This window comes from Proteus sp. LHD240705, assembly GCF_047921555.1.
Lineage (GTDB): Bacteria > Pseudomonadota > Gammaproteobacteria > Enterobacterales > Enterobacteriaceae > Proteus.
Genome location: NZ_JBLRMI010000002.1, coordinates 140,855 through 161,599 on the forward strand (window position 1 = coordinate 140,855; position 20,745 = coordinate 161,599).

Genomic DNA, 20,745 nt, shown 5'->3' on the forward strand with positions numbered 1-20,745 from the left:
TTTTTTTGTACATAAAAAAACGCCCTATATTTCTATAGGGCGTTTAAATTAATGATTGGGCTGAAATTATTTCAGCAGTTCTTCTAAACAACCAGTGTAAAGATTAACTGCAGTCATTAATTGTTTTTCGTCGAAGTCAAAGCCTGCTTGGTGGTGACCCGCTGTTCTATCGGCACCAACAACGAAGTACAGTGATTTACCACCACAACGTTGTACACGTTTTGCTAATACTGTTGCATCTTCACTACCACCGAATGGGCGAGTTGCAACCGCAGTTAGCTCAGAATGTTTACCCACAACTTTGGTCATAACATCAATCAGTTCTTGGTCATTCGTCAAGTCAACGGCTTCACCCATGATTTCGCTTTCCATTTCTAACTGGAAGCTATGTGCTGCGCCTTCAGCCATACGTACTGCATTTGCAGCCATAAAGCTGTTGATCTCTTCATTTTCACCACGAACTTCAATTTGCATTTCTGCGTTAGCTGGGGTGACGTTACGGCCTTCACCGGCTTTTAATACACCGATGTTGATACGTGACATTCCTTTACCATGGCGAGAAATGCCCAGCATTTGTGTTGCCGCGTGGCAAGCACCCGCTAAAGCATTACGACCAAGTTCTGGCTCTGCGCCTGCGTGAGATGGTGCGCCTTTAAAGCGGAAGTCATATTTAGTGGTACATAAGAAATGTGTTGGGTTAATAACAATTTCACCACTGTTGGCGATAAAGCCTAAGTGAGCACCTAAGAAGTAATCAGCATCATCTGCGATACCACTTTCTGCCATTGCACGAGCACCACGAACACCTTCTTCTGCTGGTTGGAATAGAATTTTAACTTTACCAACCACTTTATCTTTATTCTCAACTAACCAGTGAGCAACACCTAAACCGATAGAGATGTGTCCATCGTGACCACAAGCATGCATTTCGCCTGCGTGACAAGAAGCAAAGTTCTCTGCATGAGGACGGTGTTTTGCTTCTGTTGCTTCGTTAACACCAACACAGTCGATATCAAAACGCAGTGCTACTGTTGGGCCTGCTTTACCACTGTCAAAGATAGCCACACAGCCAGTTAGCTCTTTCATTTCATCAAGTAGAGCTTCATCAACTTTATGCTCTCTTGCAACAGCTAGACCTTTTTCAACGACTTGACGGCGGCGACCAAAAGCAAACTCTTGATTGATAACGTCTGGGCCAACTTTAACTTCTAAACCTAAACTACGTAGTTCTTTGACGATTTTTGCTGTGGTTAAAAATTCTGACCAACCAATTTCTGGATATTGGTGAAACTCACGACGCCATTTAATTAATTTTTCTAGTGTAATTGCTGACATATTCATTTCTCCACTTATAACATGAATAACGCAACAGCGATGACGCCGATAATCATACCCGGTGCAGTACGTTTTGCGATTTCCATAGGGTTTACGTTTGCAAGACCAGCACAAACAATTGCTGCACCTGCCAGTGGTGACATAGTACGACCTAACGCGCCAGATAATGCCGCTGCCATACCCATGTCTGGGATTTCATAACCGAATTGTGCAGCATGAGGTGTTACTGTTTCGTTGAATGCGAATGCTGCTGCGTCACCAGAACCTGTGATAATACCCATTAAGAATGGCCCTAAAGTACCACCCCAGCGAGCGAATTCAGGAGAATGAGTTAAGAAGTTGATGAACGCGTCGATTAAACCAGATGCTTTCAGACCTGCTGCGAATACTGCTGCTGCAATGATGATACCTAATACATCACCATAAGCATTACCCATACCTTTAAAGAACTCCTTCGTAATTTGAGCTGGGTTAGTTAATGTGATGAACAGAGCATAGATAGAACCGATTAACATTGCCGCTGGTACAGACAGTTTAAATGTACTGAAAGTCTCGAAGAATGGCAGAATTAACAGGATTAATGGAATGAAAGGTGCTGTTGCATATAAGTAGTTAGGGCGAATAGCTTCTGGCGTTGCTTGTGCTGATGAAGATGATGCATCACCCGCAACAGAAGCCATTTTGAACTCTTTTTTCACTAAAGCGACAACCGCCAGTGAAACTGCTGCGATACCACCAGCCATTAAGCTATATGGGCTATGGCGAGCGATTAAATCAACCACTTCCATATTCGCCATGTTAGCAACGAAGGCGTTATGCGACATACCTGGGCTTAGCATTGAGCCGATAGTACCACATAACACTGCACCACCAGCAATAGCTGGGTGAATACGTGCTGCGATTAATAATGGAATGAGTGTCGCACCTACCGCTGCCGCACAACCTGCTGCTGATGGGATTGCGATATTAATAAAATACGTTACGACAACCGTAGCTGGAATAAGGAAGAAGCCCAGACGAGTCATTACTTTTGATAAAACATGAACCAGATGCATATCGCATTTGGTATATTTCATAACATAAGCAAAACCCATACTCGAACAGATTGCTTGAATTAATGATGAAGATACCATGCGCTCACTAAATGCGGCAAACGCATCTAATGGGCTTAGGCTCAAAATACAAAGCAATAAACCCGCACCGATAAGTACCATTCGGGTTTCATATTTTTTTATTAGCAAATAGACAGTTACGATAATAACGGCTACGGCTATAAGTTGCATCACCATGGTGATCCCCTAGTTAATTATGACAATACTATTAATTATGAAAGCGAACCTAACATCAATAAATTATATTTTTCTGTAAAGTTATTAGGTGACTCCATTATGAAGTTGGTAGGTTGACAATATTTGATTGTTATCAAATTTAATAGCCGAAATAAAATCTATTTTTTTAGACTGTGATGTTATTAACAAATGCTGTAAAACAATGATCATTAAAAGATGACAAAAAGGTTAAATAAAAAGAGATAAAGTAAAAAATACGAAAATAAATTATATTTACTATAGATAAGGAGTGTTATTTTGATACAAAAAAGAATATCGCTTTTTATCAAAATATTATTCTATAAATTATATTAAATGGTAATGAGAATGATTATTTGGTCTGATATCTTGATGATCCTTAAATACTATTTATTAATTTCACCGATAATATTGCAAAATTATCCCACTTAAATTAAATGGGATAATAAACAAGAGAAATTGTTATTTAAAATAACGGAAATAAAAAATATTTAACATGATAAATATTGCAATATTCCTTCGGCAGCTTCTCTTCCTTCTGCTATTGCTGTTACCACAAGATCAGAGCCTCGTACAATATCGCCTCCAGCAAACACTTTAGGATTTGTTGTTTGATTTGGTATTTCTTGATTATCTGAAATAATAATTCTGCCTGAAGATGCATATTCAATATTATTTTCATCTAACCATGGATAATGTGCAGGTTTAAAGCCAAATGCCAGAATAACCGCATCAGTAGATAACAAATGCTCACTTCCTTCAATCGGCGTTAATGTTTTATCACTTTGAGTTTTAATAACGCGAATACCAACCACTTTATTTTGATTATCAACTTCAATATCTATAGGTTGAAGATTAAATAAAAATTCGCCGCCTTCTTCTTTGGCGTTTTTTACTTCACGTTTTGAACCTGGCATATTGCTTTCATCACGACGATAAACACAAGTGACTTTATTTGCACCTTGTCGAATTGCAGTACGCACACAGTCCATTGCGGTATCGCCACCGCCTAATATCACTACATTTTTATCTTTAAGGTCGATATAAGGTGTTTGAGGATCTTCACCATAACCCATTAAATAACGTGTATTACCAATTAAATAAGGTAGGGCGCTATAAACACCATCAGCATTTTCATTAGGAAAATGACCGCTTAAACTGTGATAAGTGCCCAATCCTAGAAAAACCGCGTCATATTGTGTTATTAGGGTATTTAGGGCGATATCCTTGCCTATTTCCGTATTAAGGCAAAACTCGATACCCATTTCACTAAATAATTCGCGGCGTCGGATCATCAGTGATTTTTCGAGTTTAAAAGAGGGTATCCCAAACGTAAGTAATCCCCCAATTTCTGGATGTTTATCATAAACAACGGGTTTCACACCTTGACGAATAAGAACATCTGCACAGGCAAGACCCGCAGGGCCTGCGCCGATAATCGCAACTTTTTTATCAGTCATTGTGACGTGAGAAAGATCGGGGCGCCATCCTTGTGCTAAGGCGGTGTCATTGATGTAACGTTCAATATTGCCAATTGTGACTGCACCAAAATCATCATTAAGCGTACAGGCACCTTCACAAAGCCTATCTTGAGGGCAAACGCGACCACAAATTTCAGGCAAACTGTTTGTTTGATGAGAAAGCTCGGCCGCTTCAATAATACGTCCTTCGTTTGCCAGCTTTAACCAATTAGGAATGTAATTATGAACAGGGCATTTCCATTCACAATAAGGATTCCCGCAACCTAAACAGCGATCAGCTTGTGCGGAGGCTTGCTGTGGTGAAAAGGCCTCATAGATTTCAACAAACTCAATTTTGCGAATTGCTAACGGTTTTTTAGTCGGCTCAACACGATTTAAGTCGATAAACTGATACACATTCTGACTCATAATATTCTCCTATTGTGCCTGAACGCGTAATTCAGCAGATGAACGACGAGGATGACCAAGCAACGCATTGACATCACTGGACTTTGGCTTAACCAACTTGAAGTGTTGTGACCAATATTCCCACTGTGAAAGTAATCTTTCTCCTTGCTGTGAGCCTGTTAGTCTGACATGTTCTGCAATCATGCCACGTAGATGTTCAGCGAGAATGGCAAAGGATGCAACAGGAAGCAACTCAATCGACGAAGTGTTGATCCGTTGCGATAATGTGAGGTCTTCATCTAATAGATAGGCAAATCCCCCCGTCATTCCTGCACCAAAGTTAATCCCTGTTTTACCGAGAACGCAGACAATACCGCCCGTCATATATTCACAGCCGTTATCACCAACGCCTTCAACAACAGCAATCGCGCCGGAGTTTCTGACGGCGAAACGTTCACTTGCCAAGCCTGAAGCATACAGTTTCCCGCCTGTTGCGCCATAAAGGCACGTATTACCCATAATGGTTGCATGATGATTTTTAAAAGCAGAACCAACTGGAGGCGAAATTACAATACGACCGCCCGCCATACCTTTGCCAACATAATCATTTGCATCACCGATTAAGGTTAATTCAACGCCTTGTGCATTCCAGACACCAAAGCTTTGACCTGCGGTGCCCGTAAAATTGAGTTTTATAGGTGTTGCAGATAACCCATTCTCGCCATATTTCTTAGCAATAATGCCAGATAACGTTGCACCCACAGAGCGGTCTGTATTACGAATATCAAAATAGTGTGTTTGGCTTTTTTGCTGTTCAACGGCTTCAATCGTTTGAGTAACAATACGCTGGTTTAATTCACCTTTATCATAAGTTTCATTATTTTCCTGACAATAAAGGGATTTACCTATGGGGGATATCACTGTTTCTAGTAATCCGCCTAATGAGAGTTTTTGTTGTTTGCTTGTCACACCTTCTAAACAAGAAAGCAGATCAGTACGACCGATTAAGTCGGTAATTTTTCGTACTCCGAGCAATGCCATTAACTCACGGGTTTCTTGTGCAATAAAGCGGAAGTAGTTAATAACACGTTCAGGTAATCCATGATAATGGTTACGACGTAGCGTTTCATCTTGAGTTGCAACACCCATTGCGCAATTATTTAAATGACAAATACGCAAGTATTTACAGCCTAACGCGACCATAGGGCCTGTACCAAAACCAAAACTCTCTGCGCCTAAAATCGCCGCTTTAATAATATCGAGTCCTGTTTTTAATCCGCCATCGACTTGTAAACGAATTTTATGACGAAGATTGTTTGCCACTAGCGCTTGTTGGGTTTCCACTAAACCTAATTCCCACGGACTACCTGCATATTTTACAGAAGTTAAAGGACTTGCACCTGTACCTCCGTCATAACCTGCAATGGTTATCAAATCCGCATAGGCTTTGGCAACACCCGTAGCAATGGTGCCCACACCAGGCTCTGATACGAGTTTTACAGAAATCAGTGCAGTAGGATTGATCTGTTTTAAGTCGAAAATAAGCTGTGCTAAATCTTCAATAGAATAGATATCGTGATGAGGTGGTGGTGATATTAAAGTAACACCAGGAACAGCGTAGCGTAATTGCGCAATATAAGGGGTGACTTTATCGCCGGGAAGTTGTCCTCCTTCACCGGGTTTTGCTCCTTGTGCGACTTTGATTTGCAAAACATCTGCACTCATTAGATAAGAAGGCGTCACGCCAAAACGACCCGAGGCAATTTGTTTAATGCGTGAGACTTTATTAGTACCGTAACGAGCCGGATCTTCACCGCCTTCGCCTGAATTTGAAAAGCCGCCCAATGTATTCATCGCTTGCGCAAGGGCCTCATGAGCTTCTTTGCTTAGTGCCCCAATTGACATTGCGGCGGTATCAAAGCGTTTAAATAATTCTGTTTCAGGTTCGACTTCTTCAATCGAGATAGGCGTTGCCTTGTTATTGAGGACTAGCATATCGCGCAATGTGGTTATTGGGCGTTGTTGTACCAGACTAGCATAATGCTGATAGTCGGCATATTCCCCGCTATTTACCGCTTGTTGCAGTGCTTGAACGACATCAGGATTGTAGGCGTGATATTCCCCTTTATGTGCATATTTCAATAATCCCCCCGCATCTAAAGGGTAACGGGTTAACCAAGCTCGTTTAGATAGATTAAATAAGTCGTGTTCAAAATCACTAAAGTCAGCGCCATTAATCCGATTATCAACGCCCGCAAAGCAGAGTTCGACAACGCTATCATTTAATCCCACCGCTTCAAAAAGTTGAGAGCAACGGTAGGAAGCTACGGTTGAAATGCCCATTTTGGACATGATCTTATACAATCCTTTATTTATGCCGTTGCGGTAATTAAGCATTACTTGGGCATAGCTTGCTTGCAGGATTTTTTTATCAACACGTTGGGCTAAAGATTCATAAGCAAGGTAAGGGTAAATAGCGGTAGCACCAAATCCGAGTAATACGGCGAAATGGTGAGGATCACGGGCACTAGCGGTTTCGACAATAATATTGGCATCACAGCGTAAGTTATTATCTACCAATGCTTTTTGTACCGAGCCAACTGCCATAGGAGCAGGAATAGGCAATCGCTCTTTAGTGATATTTCTATCTGTTAAAACCAATAATACCGCACCACGGTGAACTTCCTGTTGTGCTTTTGCGCATAATTGGCGTAACGCTGTTTCTAAGTTGCATTCTGTTGGTTGATATGTGATATCAAGATGAACAGATTGGTAATAAGGACTTTCTTGATTAATAAGCTGTTGGAAATCGCTATAAAGCAAAATAGGCGATTTAAAACTCAGTCGATGAGCTTGACCTTCCGCTTCGCAAAACACATTCATCTCGCGCCCAATGCAGGTCGCTAAAGACATAACATGTGCTTCTCTTAATGAATCTATGGGAGGATTTGTTACTTGCGCAAATTTTTGTCTGAAATAGTCATAAATAAGCCGAGGGCGTTGAGAAAGTACAGCAAATGGCGTGTCATCGCCCATTGATCCTGTGGCTTCTTGCCCGTTTTCTGCAAGCACATGCAAAATGCTTTCAAGTTCTTCTTGGCTATATGCAAATTGTTTTTGATAAGTGGCTAATAAAGTGTCATCAAAGGCACGTTGTCCTGTAGCTTGTTGTTCTGGTAACTCTTCAAAGGGCGTTAAACGTTTGACATTGCGCTCTAACCACAGTTTATAAGGATGGCGTCTTTTTAAATCTTCATCGGTTTCGGCAGAGTGCAAAATACGCCCCTGATGAGTATCAATGACCATCAGCTCGCCAGGACCTACACGTCCTTTTTCTCGCACTTCATCAGGCTGATAATCCCAAATACCAATTTCAGAAGCACAAGTGATGATGTTATCTGTGGTAATAACGTAACGAGCAGGGCGCAAACCGTTTCTATCTAGCGTACACGCAGCGTAACGACCATCTGATAATACAATACCTGCGGGGCCATCCCAAGGCTCCATATGCATTGAGTTAAAATCAAAAAAGGCACGAAGATCTTCATCCATTTGTGGATTGTTTTGCCATGCAGGCGGCACTAACAATCGCATTGCACGAACAATATCCATACCGCCATTGAGAAAAAGTTCTAGCATATTGTCGAGTGAACTTGAATCTGAGCCACTCTCATTGACAAAAGGCGCTGCACTTTGTAGATCAGGAATAAGTGGCGTATGGAATTTATAGGCACGCGCTCTTGCCCATTGGCGATTGCCTGTAATGGTATTTATTTCACCATTATGAGCAAGATAGCGAAAAGGTTGCGCAAGAGGCCATCTTGGTGTGGTGTTAGTTGAAAAACGCTGGTGGAATAAACAAATTGAAGATTCCATGCGTAGATCGGCAAGATCGGTAAAAAAGCGCGGTAAATCAATGGCCATGCAGAGACCTTTATAGATGGTCACTAAATTAGAAAGACTACAAATATAAAAATCATTGTCAGTAATGCGCTTTTCAATACGTCTGCGGGCAACAAAGAGTCGTCTCTCAATATCACTTATCCGCCATCCTGCGGGGGCATTAACAAAAACTTGTTCGATTAAAGGAAGAGAAGAAAGGGCAATACTCCCTAAAATATCAGTGTTAATAGGCACTTCACGCCAGCCGACAATAGAAAGTGTTTCACGTTGTAGCTCTTCTTCAACGATGAGACGGCATTGTTTGGCAATATTGGGATCTTGGCTTAAAAATAGCATCCCTACGGCGTAATTTTTTGCTAAATGCCAGCCTTTTTCTTGTGCAACTAATTGGAAGAAACGCTCTGGTTTTTGTAAGAGTAATCCGCATCCATCGCCGGTTTTACCATCAGAAAGAATAGCACCACGATGTTGCATTCTGGCAAGACCATGTATGGCATTTCTGACAATCTTATGGCTGGCTTGCCCTTCAATATGCGCGATCAACCCAAACCCACAATTGTCTTTTTCCTGTGTCTTTTGATAGAGCATTTTTTTGCTTCCTACTTAGTTTACTGAGCACCTCAAAACAGAGCGCAAAAGGAACGTTTTGGCTCAAAGTATGTAGGTAAATTTATGGGTGCTCAGTCGGGTGATGTTGTGTTTGCCTAGCTTGGAGTGTTTTTTATATTGCTATGCAATGCCTTTTCAACTTATCGATAAATAAAAATCAGGTCAATGTGTAGGGATATTTGACTGAGATAAAATAGATAAGGATATTTTTATTTTAATGCATTGATTAATAACTAAATTATTCTATTTTAAAATAGTATGAGAGCGATTTTTTAATGTGAGCTATATCACTTTATTTGAGCGGTTTAGCTTTATCTCATCCTTTAATGATAAAAACGGGTAGTGAGTTATTCTACTGAATATATTGATTTTGGAGTTTTATTGTTTTTATACATTTTGTATAAAAAAAGACAAATTGAATTTTTTCTAATAAGGTCTATTTATCGTTGATATTGCTATCGTCTATGTTGCTTAGTTTTTGTATTATTTTTATGAATACATATGTCTGAATAGATTCGTTGAGAGAAAATAGAGGGTTAAATCAAACAAAGTAATGAGAAATAACCACTCTTAGCAAGATTTCTGAATGTTCGCCACTGCGCCAATTCATTTTTGGGTTATCATTCCATAGATTCAATATATTGGAGTTTTCAATGAAATTGCTCAAAGGGCTTGCCCAATACTACGTTGACTTAATGATGAGGCTGGGGCTAATTCGCTTCTCATTGTTGTTAGCTTCTGCATTAGTTGTTTTAGCGATGGTTGTTCAAATGGCGGTGACATTCTTGCTTGCAGGTGATGTTACCAGTATTGACCTTGTTCGCTCTATTTTCTTTGGGCTGATTATTACGCCTTGGGCTGTCTATTTTCTCTCTGTTGTGGTTGAACAACTTGAAGAATCACGACGCCGTTTATCTCGTATGGTGGATAAACTAGGTGTAATGCGCCAGCGCGACTTAGAGCTTAACTCTCAATTGAAAGAGAATATTGAGCAATTAAACTTGGAAATTCAAGAGCGTGAAAAAGTTGAAAAAGCACACCTTGAACTACTAGAAAAACTAAAAAGTGAAATGAAGCGTCGTGAATTGACGCAAATCGAGCTTGAACAGCAATCCTCACTTTTACGCTCATTCTTAGATGCCTCTCCTGACTTAGTTTATTACCGCAATGAAGATAATGAATTTTCAGGATGTAACCGTGCGACGGAATTACTGACAGGCAAAAGTGAAAAGCAACTTATCGGTTTAACACCACTTGATGTGTATGACGAAGATATTGCGATAAAAGTGATGGAAACGGATGAAAAAGTCTTCCGTCATAATGTGTCGCTCACTTATGAGCAGTGGTTAGTTTATCCTGATGGCCGCAAGGCTTGTTTTGAACTGCGCAAAGTGCCGTTTTATGATCGTATTGGTAAACGTCATGGCTTAATGGGCTTTGGACGTGACATTACAGAGCGTAAGCGCTATCAAGACGCATTAGAGAACGCGAGCCGTGATAAAACCACCTTTATCTCAACAATCAGCCATGAATTGCGTACACCGCTAAATGGTATTGTTGGATTAAGCCGTATCTTATTGGATACCGAGCTTTCACCAGAACAACTCAATTACTTAAAAACGATCCATGTGAGTGCGATTACGTTAGGGAATATTTTTAATGACGTGATTGAGATGGACAAAATTGAGCGTAGAAAAATTCAGTTAGATAACCAGCCAATTGACTTTACTGAATTTATTTCTGATTTAGAAAACCTGTCTGGATTGTTAGTACAGCCAAAAGGATTGAAATTCACACTCGAAGCTGAAGAAACGCTACCGCATAAGATAACCTCTGATGGGACTCGATTACGTCAGATCTTATGGAATCTCATTGGTAATGCTGTGAAGTTTACTCAAGAAGGTGAAATCAAAGTGCGTATTTGGCAAGAAGCGCCAGATAAGTTGTTATTTGAAGTGAAGGATAGCGGAATTGGTATTCCAAAAAGTGAGCTTGAGAAGATCTTTGCTATGTACTATCAAGTCAATGATAGTCAAGGTGGTCGTTCTGCAACGGGAACGGGTATCGGACTTGCTGTCTCAAAACGCCTAGCACAGCATATGGGCGGCGATATTCGTGTTGAGAGTGAGTTAGGTGAGGGTTCTACCTTTACCCTCTCTATCGTCGCTCCTGCGATTGAAGAGCACCACGATATCGAAAGTGATGATGAACTCTTATTACCTGCTTTAAATATTCTGCTTGTTGAAGATATAGAACTTAACGTGATTGTTGCCTGCTCTGTTTTAGAAAAATTGGGTAATACCGTTGATGTGGCAATGACAGGACAAGAAGCGTTATCGATGTTTAAGCCTGATGAATATGACTTAGTGCTACTAGACATTCAATTACCTGATATGACTGGCTTCGATATTTCAAGAAAATTACGTCAAGAATTCGACAGTAATGAACTTCCTCCTCTTATCGCTTTAACAGCAAATGTTTTGAAAGACAAAAAAGAGTATTTGGATGCGGGAATGAATGATGTGCTAAGTAAACCACTTTCTGTGGATGCACTTACCGCGATTATCAACAAATTCTGGGGTGATGGTGCGGTTTCTGTGCCATGTAATGAGTCATCGGAATTGTTGAATAAAAATGAAGAATTATTAGATATAGACATGCTGAATCAATACATCGAACTTGTCGGACCTCAATTAATCACTGATGGTTTAGATGTTTTTGAAAAGATGATGCCAAGTTATATGTCAGTTCTTGAATCTAACCTAACAGCGCGTGATCAGAAGGGCATCACTGAGGAAGGACATAAAATCAAAGGTGCAGCAGGTTCTATTGGTTTAAAACATTTACAGCAACTCGCTAAACAGATCCAATCACCGGAATTACCTGCTTGGTGGGACAATGTACAAGAGTGGGTCGATGAGCTAGGGAAGGATTGGAGAAAGGATGTAGAAAGTTTAAGAAACTGGTTGGCAGACGCTAGAAAAAAATAACCCCAACCGAAGTTGGGGTGCGCGAATACTGCGCCAACACCAGGGAAACTTTTCTATCCGCTTTTTTTGATTCTCATTACATAGGCGAATAGGATGAAACTATTCCATACATCATACAAGCAACAAAATAGCAAAGATAAGTTTTTTTGTTACAAGAAACATTTAAATATGTGATGCCGATTGGTGTTTACACCTATAAATGGGTAACTAGTAATCTACTACAAACGGAGAAAGATATGAAATCAATTGCGGTAATTTTAAGTGGCTGTGGTGTATTCGATGGGAGTGAAATCCATGAATCAGTGCTCACAATGCTTGCTTTAAGCCAAAATAATGCTGAAGTTCATTATTTTTCACCTAATGATTTGCAACCAACTGTAATTAATCATATTACAGGTGAGGAAAAATCAGAAAAAAGGAATATGATGGAAGAATCTTCTCGTATTTCTCGTGGAAAAATCTCCCCTTTATCAGAGGCAAAGGCTGAAAACTTTGATGCTGTCATTATTCCTGGTGGCTTTGGTGCGGCGAAGAATTTATGCAATTTCGCAACAAAAGGGAGTGACTGTGAAATTAACAAAGATCTCTTAAGATTTGTACAAGCGATGCATCAGCAAAATAAGCCATTAGGGTTAATATGTATTGCGCCTGTAATGTTACCAAAAATGTTAAATTCTCCAGTAAAATTAACAATTGGAAATGACGCAGAAACAGCTCGTGCAATTGAAAAGATGGGTGGCATCCATATAGATTGCCCGGTTGATGATATTGTTGTTGATGAAAAATATCGTGTTGTCACAACTCCTGCGTATATGCTTGCACAATCTATTGCACAAGCACAGGTAGGTATTGAGAAACTAGTTAAGAAAGTCCTTGAGATGGCATAAATAGTAGGTAAAAACAGCAGATGGTACTGGTGAGAAAGTTAAAGAAACTATTAATTATTTTAATTGCTTTATGGCTGTTAACAGTTGTGCTGTTTTCTTTTTTACCTGTGCCTTTTTCTGCTGTTATGGTTCAAAGACAAATTTCTGCTTGGAGTGAGTTTGATTTCTCTTATGTATCACATTCCACTTGGGTAAGTGAAAAAGAGATAGCTTCTGTAATGTATTTAGCTGTTATTGCTTCTGAAGATCAAAATTTTCCCAAACATTGGGGCTTCGATTTTGATGCTATTGAGAAAGTTTTCAAAAAAAATCATAACAACGGGAAAACATTACGTGGTGCATCGACTATTTCTCAGCAAACGGTCAAAAATCTCTTTTTATGGGATGGTCGTAGTTGGATAAGAAAAGGGCTTGAGACGGGAATGACGCCAGTTGTCGAGCTTATTTGGTCAAAAAAACGTATTTTAACGGTGTATCTGAATATTGTTGAATTTGGTGATGGGATCTTCGGTGTAGAGCAGGCTTCTCAACACTATTTTAGAAAGCCAGCGAAACAACTTACAAGCCATGAAGCTGCATTATTGGCTGCGGTATTGCCTAACCCGCATATTTATCACGTAAATAAACCTTCTGCTTATACCTTAAAACGGCAACAGTGGATCTTAAATCAGATGCGACTAATGGGTGGAATAGCCTTTTTAAAGAAAAATAATTTGTAACACCTTTATAAGGTCGGAAACACTTTACTTTCTGGCTCTGCAATTTTTTCTGACATTTTGTTTATCGTCGATGGATCATTAGCTTGACGAGATTGAATGCGAAACTGTGACGGTGTCATGCCATATTTACGTTTAAAGGCATCACAAAAATAAGCATTACTTCCAAATCCACAACGATGGCTGATTTGAAATACCGAGTAATTAGAGAATGTGAGGTAGTTTAAAGCGATCCCCATTCTGACATCTAATAGCAATTGGCAGAATGAAACCCCTTCTTTATTTAAATGCCGACGTAATGTCGATGGCGTCGTAAACAATGTTTTTGCGACATCTTCTAAATGCCATTTTCGCTGTGGATCTTGTGTTATCAGGTGTGTAATGGCCTGATTTTTCGGCTCATCATAGTTAAAACGAAAGATATTTAGAATATCCACACCTGCCTGATGTACCGCCATTAAAATAAAGAATAAGCACTGCTGCATAAACATGGTTTCTTGTGATGGAGAGCCATGTGGTAGCGGTAAACACTGTTTTAAAATTCCAAAATTACTTTTTATCACTTCAGGAGTTGATAAATGGTAAGACGGAAGGTGGCTTGTGAGTGGCGAGCTAGATTTAATTAAAGGTTTTAGTAAAGAGAAAACCGATTGAAGCTCTGTTTCACATAACACCAGAGTGTGTAGTTCAATAGATTTATGCGTAAATTGGCTGACAATATCGCAAGAAATTTGACTATATTTCGGAATAATAAGCGTTAAATGGCTTGATACATCAATAGTTTGCCCATTGATGCAAATTGTACCTTTTGCGCCACTAACCATCGCTATCATCGGGTTTTCGATGTAAAACGTTTTTAAAGACATTTGGTTAGAGGACAGGATGTGTTTGTATTCCATGATCTCCGATATACCGTAGGCAAGTTAAGCATTAATCTTGCTTAAATGAACAATACTCAAAATTAGCTCATTTGCTGTATAAACTGATAAGCCACGTCTAGAATAATAAATAGAGAGATTATTCTAGTTTAAATTAGTGTTGTCATGCAAAGCTGAATGAGAGCAAAACAGAATATAATCTTGCTGATAAAACATGACAATATAGATATTTGCTCATTTTTTACATTTATTTTAAACAGTGTCATTTTTTCTAAATAAATTGTTATTTATTCAAAACGCATTTTTCGTAATAAGGTGTAGAATCGCGCGTCAAAGACGAAGGAGATTATCCTGTTCTTAGGATATCACTGTTTGTCTTTTATCCACACCCTATCCAACATTCATTAGCTTATTTTCTATTTGATTTTGAATGACTCAATCTTATGGATAGCGCTGTATGTATTCACGTATTTTCCTGATTTATTGATAATTTTGCCGAGTTGGCAGGAGTGAGTATGTCTGACTTTTCAGGGAAGGGTTGGCTTGCTGAAATCGTTTTACGTTATGAAGTAAAACGTGAAATAACACGTCTTACAGAAAAGCGCCATATCGGCCCATTAATGGTTCAGCGTCCTTTTTATCCTGAGCAAGGTATTGCACACACTTATTTGCTTCATCCCCCAGGCGGTGTGGTTGGTGGCGATAACCTATTGATCAATATTGATGTGCAGCCTCAAGCGCACGCGTTGCTTACAACACCTGGAGCCACTAAGTTTTACCGTAGTGCAGGCGGTGTTGCTCGGCAAGTTCAAACCTTAAAAGTGGCAGCTAATGGTTTTTTAGAGTGGTTACCTCAAGAAAATATCTTTTTTCCTGAAGCTCAAGTTTGCCTAGAAACGCATATTCATATTGCATCTACAGCCAGATTTATTGGCTGGGAAATCCAATGTTTTGGTCGCCCTGTTTTAAATGAATGGTTTGAAAATGGCAATGTAAAAGGGCGTTTAAATTTCTATATTGATGAAAAGTTGACATTAACTGAGTCGCTTTTTGTCGATGGTTTACAAAAAAGATCGGCTGCCATGCGTGAATTTCCTATGTTGGGGTCACTTTATATTTATCCCGCAACAGACGAATTAAAAAACCTTATTCAACAGAGCGTTGAGATTTCTTCAGCCACTTACGATCCTGTTATCGAATATGGTTTAACGGATGTAGACGGTATTTTAGTTTTACGGTTATTAGGCTCGCAAACAGAGCCGATGATGGCGTGTTTTGCTCAAGTTTGGCAAACCGTCAGACAACACTGGTTAGGGTATTGCCCTGAGCCGCCTCGTATATGGGCGACATAATCGTTAATTTTAGGAGCAGAAATGGAATTAACACCAAGAGAAAAAGATAAATTACTGCTTTTTACAGCGGGTCTTGTTGCTGAAAGACGTTTAGCGAAAGGGCTCAAGCTTAATTATCCTGAAGCGGTTGCACTTATCAGTTGCGCCATTATGGAAGGCGCGCGCGAAGGTAAAACTGTTGCCCAATTGATGAGTGATGGACGTACTGTTTTGACGGCAGAACAAGTCATGGAAGGGGTGCCAGAAATGATCAAAGACATTCAAGTAGAATGCACATTCCCTGATGGCACAAAGCTTGTTTCTATTCACGATCCTATTGTGTAGGTAACAACATGATACCCGGTGAAATTAGAGTTAATCAGGCATTAGGGGATATCGAGCTTAATGCCGGTCGAGAGACAAAAACAATACAGGTTGCCAATCATGGTGATAGACCCGTGCAAGTTGGTTCTCATTATCATTTTTATGAAGTGAATGACGCACTGAAATTTGAACGAGAAGGCACTTTGGGTTTTCGTTTAAATATTCCAGCGGGCATGGCGGTTCGTTTTGAACCCGGTCAAAGCCGCACAGTCGAATTGGTGGCTTTTGCAGGAAAACGTGAAATTTACGGTTTTCATGGCAAAGTGATGGGTAAATTGGAGAGTGAGAAAAAATGAAAACTATCTCACGTCAAGCTTATGCAGATATGTTTGGCCCAACAACTGGCGACCGTCTGCGATTAGCCGATACTGAGCTTTTTCTTGAAATTGAAAAAGACTTCACCACTTATGGCGAAGAAGTCAAGTTTGGTGGTGGTAAAGTTATTCGTGATGGTATGGGGCAGAGCCAAGTCATCAATGCTGAATGTGTCGATGTACTTATTACAAACGCCATTATTTTAGATCATTGGGGTATCGTAAAAGCGGATATCGGTATTAAAGATGGTCGCATTGTGGGTATCGGTAAAGCTGGTAATCCTGATGTACAGCCTAATGTGGATATTGTTGTAGGGCCTGCTACTGAAGTGGTTGCTGGTGAAGGTAAAATTGTTACCGCAGGTGGCGTTGATACGCATATTCACTTTATCTGCCCTCAACAAGCACAAGAAGGTTTGGTGTCTGGTGTCACCACGTTTATTGGTGGTGGTACAGGACCAGTAGCTGGAACAAATGCAACCACAGTCACTCCGGGTATTTGGAACATGCACCGCATGTTAGAGGCTGTTGATGAACTCCCGATTAATGTTGGTTTATTTGGTAAAGGCTGTGTGAGTCAACCTGAAGCCGTTCGTGAGCAAATTGAAGCGGGTGCTATTGGTTTAAAAATTCATGAAGATTGGGGCGCAACACCAATGGCAATTCATAACTGCCTTAATGTTGCCGATGAAATGGATGTGCAAGTTGCTATTCACTCTGACACCTTAAATGAAGGCGGTTTCTATGAAGAAACTGTGAAAGCAATTGCTGGTCGTGTGATCCACGTTTTCCACACCGAAGGCGCGGGTGGGGGGCACGCCCCCGATGTAATTAAATCAGTCGGAGAGCCGAATATTCTCCCCGCTTCAACCAATCCTACAATGCCTTATACCATTAACACGGTAGATGAGCATCTTGATATGTTGATGGTTTGCCATCACCTTGATCCTTCTATTCCTGAAGATGTGGCTTTTGCTGAATCTCGTATTCGCCGTGAAACTATCGCAGCAGAAGATATTTTGCATGATATGGGCGCTATTTCTGTTATGTCGTCGGACTCGCAGGCAATGGGGCGCGTAGGTGAAGTGATCCTTCGTACTTGGCAATGTGCACACAAAATGAAATTACAACGTGGCATATTAGAAGGTGACACACCTGAAAGTGATAACCATCGTATTAAACGCTATGTGGCGAAATACACTATTAATCCTGCTTTAGCGCATGGTATTGCACATGAAGTTGGTTCTATTGAAAAAGGAAAATTGGCTGATCTGGTTTTATGGGATCCGGCTTTCTTTGGTGTGAAACCCGCATTGATCATGAAAGGTGGCATGGTGGCTTATGCGCCAATGGGTGATATTAACGCGGCTATTCCAACGCCTCAGCCTGTGCATTATCGTCCAATGTATGCGTGTTTAGGTAAAGCGAAATATCAAACGTCGATGATCTTTATGTCGAAAGCGGGGATCGACGCAGGTGTACCTGAAAAGCTGGGCTTAAAGAGCTTAATTGGTCGTGTTAAAGGTTGTCGTAATGTGACTAAAGCTTCGATGATCCACAATAGTTATGTGCCTCATATCGAGCTTGATCCTCAAACCTATATTGTGAAAGCGGATGGTGTGCCATTAGTGTGCGAACCTGCAACGCAATTACCTATGGCACAACGCTATTTCCTCTTTTGATCCGCGTTTTACCGAGAATGTAGAGAATGAAAAGATTTACTCAACTTATTGATAAACAAAAAGCGCTTGAAATAGCAACTTCAGAAAAACAGGCTCTTACTTTGTGCTTAACGATGGATGAAAGAACCAAAAGTCGTTTAAAAGTGACCTTAAGTGATGGGCAAGAAGCTGGGCTATTTTTGCCCCGTGGTACGGTGCTAAAAGAGGGCGATATCTTACTGTCAGAAGATAATACGCTGGTAACGATTGAAGCAGCTAAAGAGCAAGTTTCAACCGTGTATAGTGACGATCCGCTGTTATTGGCTCGTGTTTGTTACCACTTAGGTAATCGTCATGTTCCATTACAAATCGAAGCGGGTTGGTGTCGCTATTTTCATGATCATGTTTTAGATGATATGGCGAGAGGTTTAGGCGCCAATGTAGTGGTGGGTTTAGAGAAATACCAACCTGAGCCAGGCGCTTATGGTGGATCGTCAGGTGGTCATCATCACCATCACTCTCATGACGATCACCATCATCATCACTAATTATTTGAATAAGGGAGCCTATTGATGCTTGCAGATCTGCGCTTATATCAATTAGTCAGTCCTTCTTTACCTGTGGGATCGTTTACTTATTCCCAAGGATTAGAGTGGGCGATTGAAAAGGGTTGGGTTTGTTGTCCGCAAACATTATCGGATTGGTTAAGTACCCAAATGACCAGCACTATAGCAACGTTAGAGCTCCCTATCTTACGGCGATTACAAGAAAATTTGGCACAAGCCAAAATGAGTGAAGTGAAATATTGGTGTGATTTTATTGTCGCAAGTCGTGAAACTAAAGAGCTAAGACAAGAAGAGCGCCAACGAGGTATCGCTTTTGCTCGTTTACTTCCTCAATTAGATATTGAGTTAGATGAAACTTTACAAGCATGTGTAAAACAGACACAACTCATGGCGTTTGCGTTAGCTGCTGTGAAATGGAATATCTCCTCTGAAAAGTTATGTTGTGCTTACGCTTGGGGTTGGCTTGAAAATACAGTGATGTCAGGCGTAAAACTGATCCCATTAGGGCAAAGTGCGGGGCAGAAAATATTGTTTACATTAGCAGAGCAGATCCCTGCAATTGTTGAGCAATCCGCACATTGGGCAACGGAAGATATTGGGAGTTTTACACCCGCACAAATTATTGCCAGTAGTCGCCATGAAACACAATACACTCGACTTTTTCGTTCATGAGAAATCTATATGCAAGAATATAATCAACCACTACGTATTGGTGTGGGTGGCCCTGTTGGATCAGGAAAAACCGCACTGTTAGAAGTTCTTTGTAAAGCAATGCGCGACACTTATGAAATCGCGGTTGTGACTAACGATATTTATACTCAAGAAGATGCCAAGATCTTAACACGTGCTGAAGCATTAGATGCGGATCGTATTATTGGTGTCGAAACGGGCGGTTGCCCTCATACTGCTATTCGTGAAGACGCATCAATGAACCTTGCGGCGGTTGAAGAATTAGCTATGCGCCACAAAAATCTTGATATCGTTTTTGTGGAAAGCGGTGGTGATAACTTAAGTGCGACATTTAGCCCTGAGCTTGCTGATTTAACTATTTACGTAATTGATGTTGCCGAAGGTGAAAAGATCCCTCGTAAAGGTGGCCCTGGTATTACTCATTCCGATCTACTCGTGATCAACAAGATCGATCTAGCACCTTATGTTGGAGCATCATTAGAAGTGATGGAAGCAGACACAGCAAGAATGCGTCCTGTGAAGCCTTATGTTTTCACAAATCTAAAAGAAAAAGTGGGCTTGGAAACGATTATCGATTTTATCATTGATAAAGGGATGTTAAGACGCTAACTGCTTGTTGAGTAAAGGCGAGTTTTAGTCGAGAAAGAAACTGATAGTATCGGTCATTTTATTATAAAGACCGATACTGTCAGGATAATCTAAAAACGATATTAGCAATGGGATCAGTTAAGGTAAGTAAATGCGGTAGTGACTTTTACTACCCCTTTGGTTTCACTGGCAATTTTTGCAACAGCAGCCCCTTCTTGGCGGGTTAAAATACCAAACAAGAACACTTCACCATTTTCAGTGATCACTTTTACAGAAGAGGATTTTACTGAATCACTGCCTAAAATTTGAGAGCGAACTTTGGTTGTTAACCATGTATCTGAAGATGCAGTGCCTAATGTCACAGGCTCACCTTGGCGCACTTCGTTGTAGACGTTATTCACCCCTTCAACCTGACTTGCGACTTGTTTTGCCGTATTCGCAACAGACATATCAGGGCTTTGACCTGTTAACAGAATATTGCCTTGGTAAGCAGTCGCCACAATACGTGAATTACTTTTCTTGATCTGTTCGTTTTTGTTTAGAGCACCAGAAACACGAGCTTCCAAGGTACCATCGTCAACTTGTTGCCCTAATGAGCGAGGATCGGTTGCAGTTTTACCCGCAACTGCGGCTGTGCCGACAACAGCTGCGCCGATACAACCTTGCAGTAAAAGCGCAGAACACAGCACTGCAGTGATAGGAAGCAATTTCATAGTAA

Annotated in this window: 16 protein-coding genes; 10 read left to right on the forward strand and 6 right to left on the reverse strand. The window is 40.5% G+C overall.

The genetic code is table 11. From position 1 onward, the window contains the following. Positions 1-66 precede the first annotated feature (66 nt). The 4 genes from ACNART_RS04100 to gltB all read right to left on the reverse strand — a co-directional run bounded on the left by ACNART_RS04100 (position 67) and on the right by gltB (position 9,001). Positions 67-1,335 carry an amidohydrolase gene (locus ACNART_RS04100; protein WP_109371927.1) on the reverse strand — a complete coding sequence of 423 codons (1,269 nt, stop codon included), beginning with the start codon at positions 1,333-1,335 and terminating at the stop codon, positions 67-69. Positions 1,336-1,349: 14 nt separating this feature from the next. Then, positions 1,350-2,624 carry a C4-dicarboxylate transporter DcuC gene (gene dcuC, locus ACNART_RS04105; RefSeq protein WP_109371925.1) on the reverse strand — a complete coding sequence of 425 codons (1,275 nt, stop codon included), beginning with the start codon at positions 2,622-2,624 and terminating at the stop codon, positions 1,350-1,352. A 509-nt stretch (positions 2,625-3,133) separates the two neighbouring features. Next, positions 3,134-4,531 (reverse strand): FAD-dependent oxidoreductase, encoded by a 1,398-nt coding sequence (locus ACNART_RS04110; protein ID WP_198619283.1) that lies wholly within the window; start codon positions 4,529-4,531, stop codon positions 3,134-3,136. A 9-nt stretch (positions 4,532-4,540) separates the two neighbouring features. Continuing rightward, positions 4,541-9,001: a glutamate synthase large subunit gene (gene gltB / locus ACNART_RS04115; protein WP_416303445.1), complete on the reverse strand. Its 4,461-nt coding sequence runs from the start codon at positions 8,999-9,001 to the stop codon at positions 4,541-4,543. 674 nt (positions 9,002-9,675) lie between these two features. Here gltB and arcB point away from each other — a divergent pair. The 3 genes from arcB (at position 9,676) to mtgA (ending at position 13,618) form a co-directional block, all read left to right on the forward strand. Next, entirely contained in the window at positions 9,676-12,012 is a 2,337-nt protein-coding gene (gene arcB, locus ACNART_RS04120; protein ID WP_198619285.1) for an aerobic respiration two-component sensor histidine kinase ArcB, read from the forward strand. 236 nt (positions 12,013-12,248) lie between these two features. After that, on the forward strand, positions 12,249-12,899 hold the full coding sequence (gene elbB, locus ACNART_RS04125) for an isoprenoid biosynthesis glyoxalase ElbB (RefSeq protein WP_198619286.1): 651 nt from the start codon (positions 12,249-12,251) through the stop codon (positions 12,897-12,899). A 20-nt stretch (positions 12,900-12,919) separates the two neighbouring features. Continuing rightward, positions 12,920-13,618: a monofunctional biosynthetic peptidoglycan transglycosylase gene (gene mtgA, locus ACNART_RS04130; RefSeq protein WP_196532371.1), complete on the forward strand. Its 699-nt coding sequence runs from the start codon at positions 12,920-12,922 to the stop codon at positions 13,616-13,618. 5 nt (positions 13,619-13,623) lie between these two features. Here mtgA and ACNART_RS04135 read toward each other — a convergent pair whose 3' ends face one another. Then, positions 13,624-14,514, reverse strand: coding sequence for an AraC family transcriptional regulator (locus tag ACNART_RS04135; RefSeq protein WP_196532370.1), 891 nt, complete (start codon positions 14,512-14,514; stop codon positions 13,624-13,626). 494 nt (positions 14,515-15,008) lie between these two features. Here ACNART_RS04135 and ACNART_RS04140 point away from each other — a divergent pair, with 494 nt between their 5' ends. From ACNART_RS04140 to ureG, 7 genes are read left to right on the forward strand one after another with little or no spacing between them, the layout of a single operon-like run. Then, positions 15,009-15,845, forward strand: a complete 837-nt coding sequence (locus ACNART_RS04140) for an urease accessory protein UreD (protein ID WP_198619287.1) — start codon at positions 15,009-15,011, stop codon at positions 15,843-15,845. A gap of 21 nt (positions 15,846-15,866) precedes the next feature. Beyond that, positions 15,867-16,169, forward strand: coding sequence for an urease subunit gamma (locus ACNART_RS04145; RefSeq protein ID WP_198619288.1), 303 nt, complete (start codon positions 15,867-15,869; stop codon positions 16,167-16,169). Positions 16,170-16,177: 8 nt separating this feature from the next. Next, positions 16,178-16,504: an urease subunit beta gene (locus ACNART_RS04150; RefSeq protein ID WP_069368686.1), complete on the forward strand. Its 327-nt coding sequence runs from the start codon at positions 16,178-16,180 to the stop codon at positions 16,502-16,504. Further along, positions 16,501-18,204 (forward strand): urease subunit alpha, encoded by a 1,704-nt coding sequence (gene ureC, locus ACNART_RS04155; protein ID WP_109371909.1) that lies wholly within the window; start codon positions 16,501-16,503, stop codon positions 18,202-18,204. The genes ACNART_RS04150 and ureC overlap by 4 nt, the downstream gene beginning before the upstream one ends. 26 nt (positions 18,205-18,230) lie before the next feature. After that, positions 18,231-18,731, forward strand: coding sequence for an urease accessory protein UreE (gene ureE / locus ACNART_RS04160; protein WP_196573643.1), 501 nt, complete (start codon positions 18,231-18,233; stop codon positions 18,729-18,731). A 24-nt stretch (positions 18,732-18,755) separates the two neighbouring features. Next, positions 18,756-19,421 carry an urease accessory protein UreF gene (locus tag ACNART_RS04165; RefSeq protein WP_198619289.1) on the forward strand — a complete coding sequence of 222 codons (666 nt, stop codon included), beginning with the start codon at positions 18,756-18,758 and terminating at the stop codon, positions 19,419-19,421. 9 nt (positions 19,422-19,430) lie between these two features. Further along, on the forward strand, positions 19,431-20,048 hold the full coding sequence (gene ureG / locus ACNART_RS04170; RefSeq protein WP_006535303.1) for an urease accessory protein UreG: 618 nt from the start codon (positions 19,431-19,433) through the stop codon (positions 20,046-20,048). Positions 20,049-20,161: 113 nt separating this feature from the next. On the opposite strand, the gene dolP is transcribed toward ureG, so the two are convergent. Next, positions 20,162-20,740 (reverse strand): division/outer membrane stress-associated lipid-binding lipoprotein, encoded by a 579-nt coding sequence (gene dolP / locus ACNART_RS04175; RefSeq protein WP_023582845.1) that lies wholly within the window; start codon positions 20,738-20,740, stop codon positions 20,162-20,164. Between the last annotated feature and the right edge of the window lie 5 nt (positions 20,741-20,745).

Coding starts and splice junctions, on each gene's coding strand:
- ACNART_RS04100 (WP_109371927.1), bottom strand. CDS start 1,335: ATGTCAGCAATTACACTAGAAAAATTAATTAAATGGCGTCGTGAGTTT.
- dcuC (WP_109371925.1), bottom strand. CDS start 2,624: ATGGTGATGCAACTTATAGCCGTAGCCGTTATTATCGTAACTGTCTAT.
- ACNART_RS04110 (WP_198619283.1), bottom strand. CDS start 4,531: ATGAGTCAGAATGTGTATCAGTTTATCGACTTAAATCGTGTTGAGCCG.
- gltB (WP_416303445.1), bottom strand. CDS start 9,001: ATGCTCTATCAAAAGACACAGGAAAAAGACAATTGTGGGTTTGGGTTG.
- arcB (WP_198619285.1), top strand. CDS start 9,676: ATGAAATTGCTCAAAGGGCTTGCCCAATACTACGTTGACTTAATGATG.
- elbB (WP_198619286.1), top strand. CDS start 12,249: ATGAAATCAATTGCGGTAATTTTAAGTGGCTGTGGTGTATTCGATGGG.
- mtgA (WP_196532371.1), top strand. CDS start 12,920: ATGGTACTGGTGAGAAAGTTAAAGAAACTATTAATTATTTTAATTGCT.
- ACNART_RS04135 (WP_196532370.1), bottom strand. CDS start 14,514: ATGGAATACAAACACATCCTGTCCTCTAACCAAATGTCTTTAAAAACG.
- ACNART_RS04140 (WP_198619287.1), top strand. CDS start 15,009: ATGTCTGACTTTTCAGGGAAGGGTTGGCTTGCTGAAATCGTTTTACGT.
- ACNART_RS04145 (WP_198619288.1), top strand. CDS start 15,867: ATGGAATTAACACCAAGAGAAAAAGATAAATTACTGCTTTTTACAGCG.
- ACNART_RS04150 (WP_069368686.1), top strand. CDS start 16,178: ATGATACCCGGTGAAATTAGAGTTAATCAGGCATTAGGGGATATCGAG.
- ureC (WP_109371909.1), top strand. CDS start 16,501: ATGAAAACTATCTCACGTCAAGCTTATGCAGATATGTTTGGCCCAACA.
- ureE (WP_196573643.1), top strand. CDS start 18,231: ATGAAAAGATTTACTCAACTTATTGATAAACAAAAAGCGCTTGAAATA.
- ACNART_RS04165 (WP_198619289.1), top strand. CDS start 18,756: ATGCTTGCAGATCTGCGCTTATATCAATTAGTCAGTCCTTCTTTACCT.
- ureG (WP_006535303.1), top strand. CDS start 19,431: ATGCAAGAATATAATCAACCACTACGTATTGGTGTGGGTGGCCCTGTT.
- dolP (WP_023582845.1), bottom strand. CDS start 20,740: ATGAAATTGCTTCCTATCACTGCAGTGCTGTGTTCTGCGCTTTTACTG.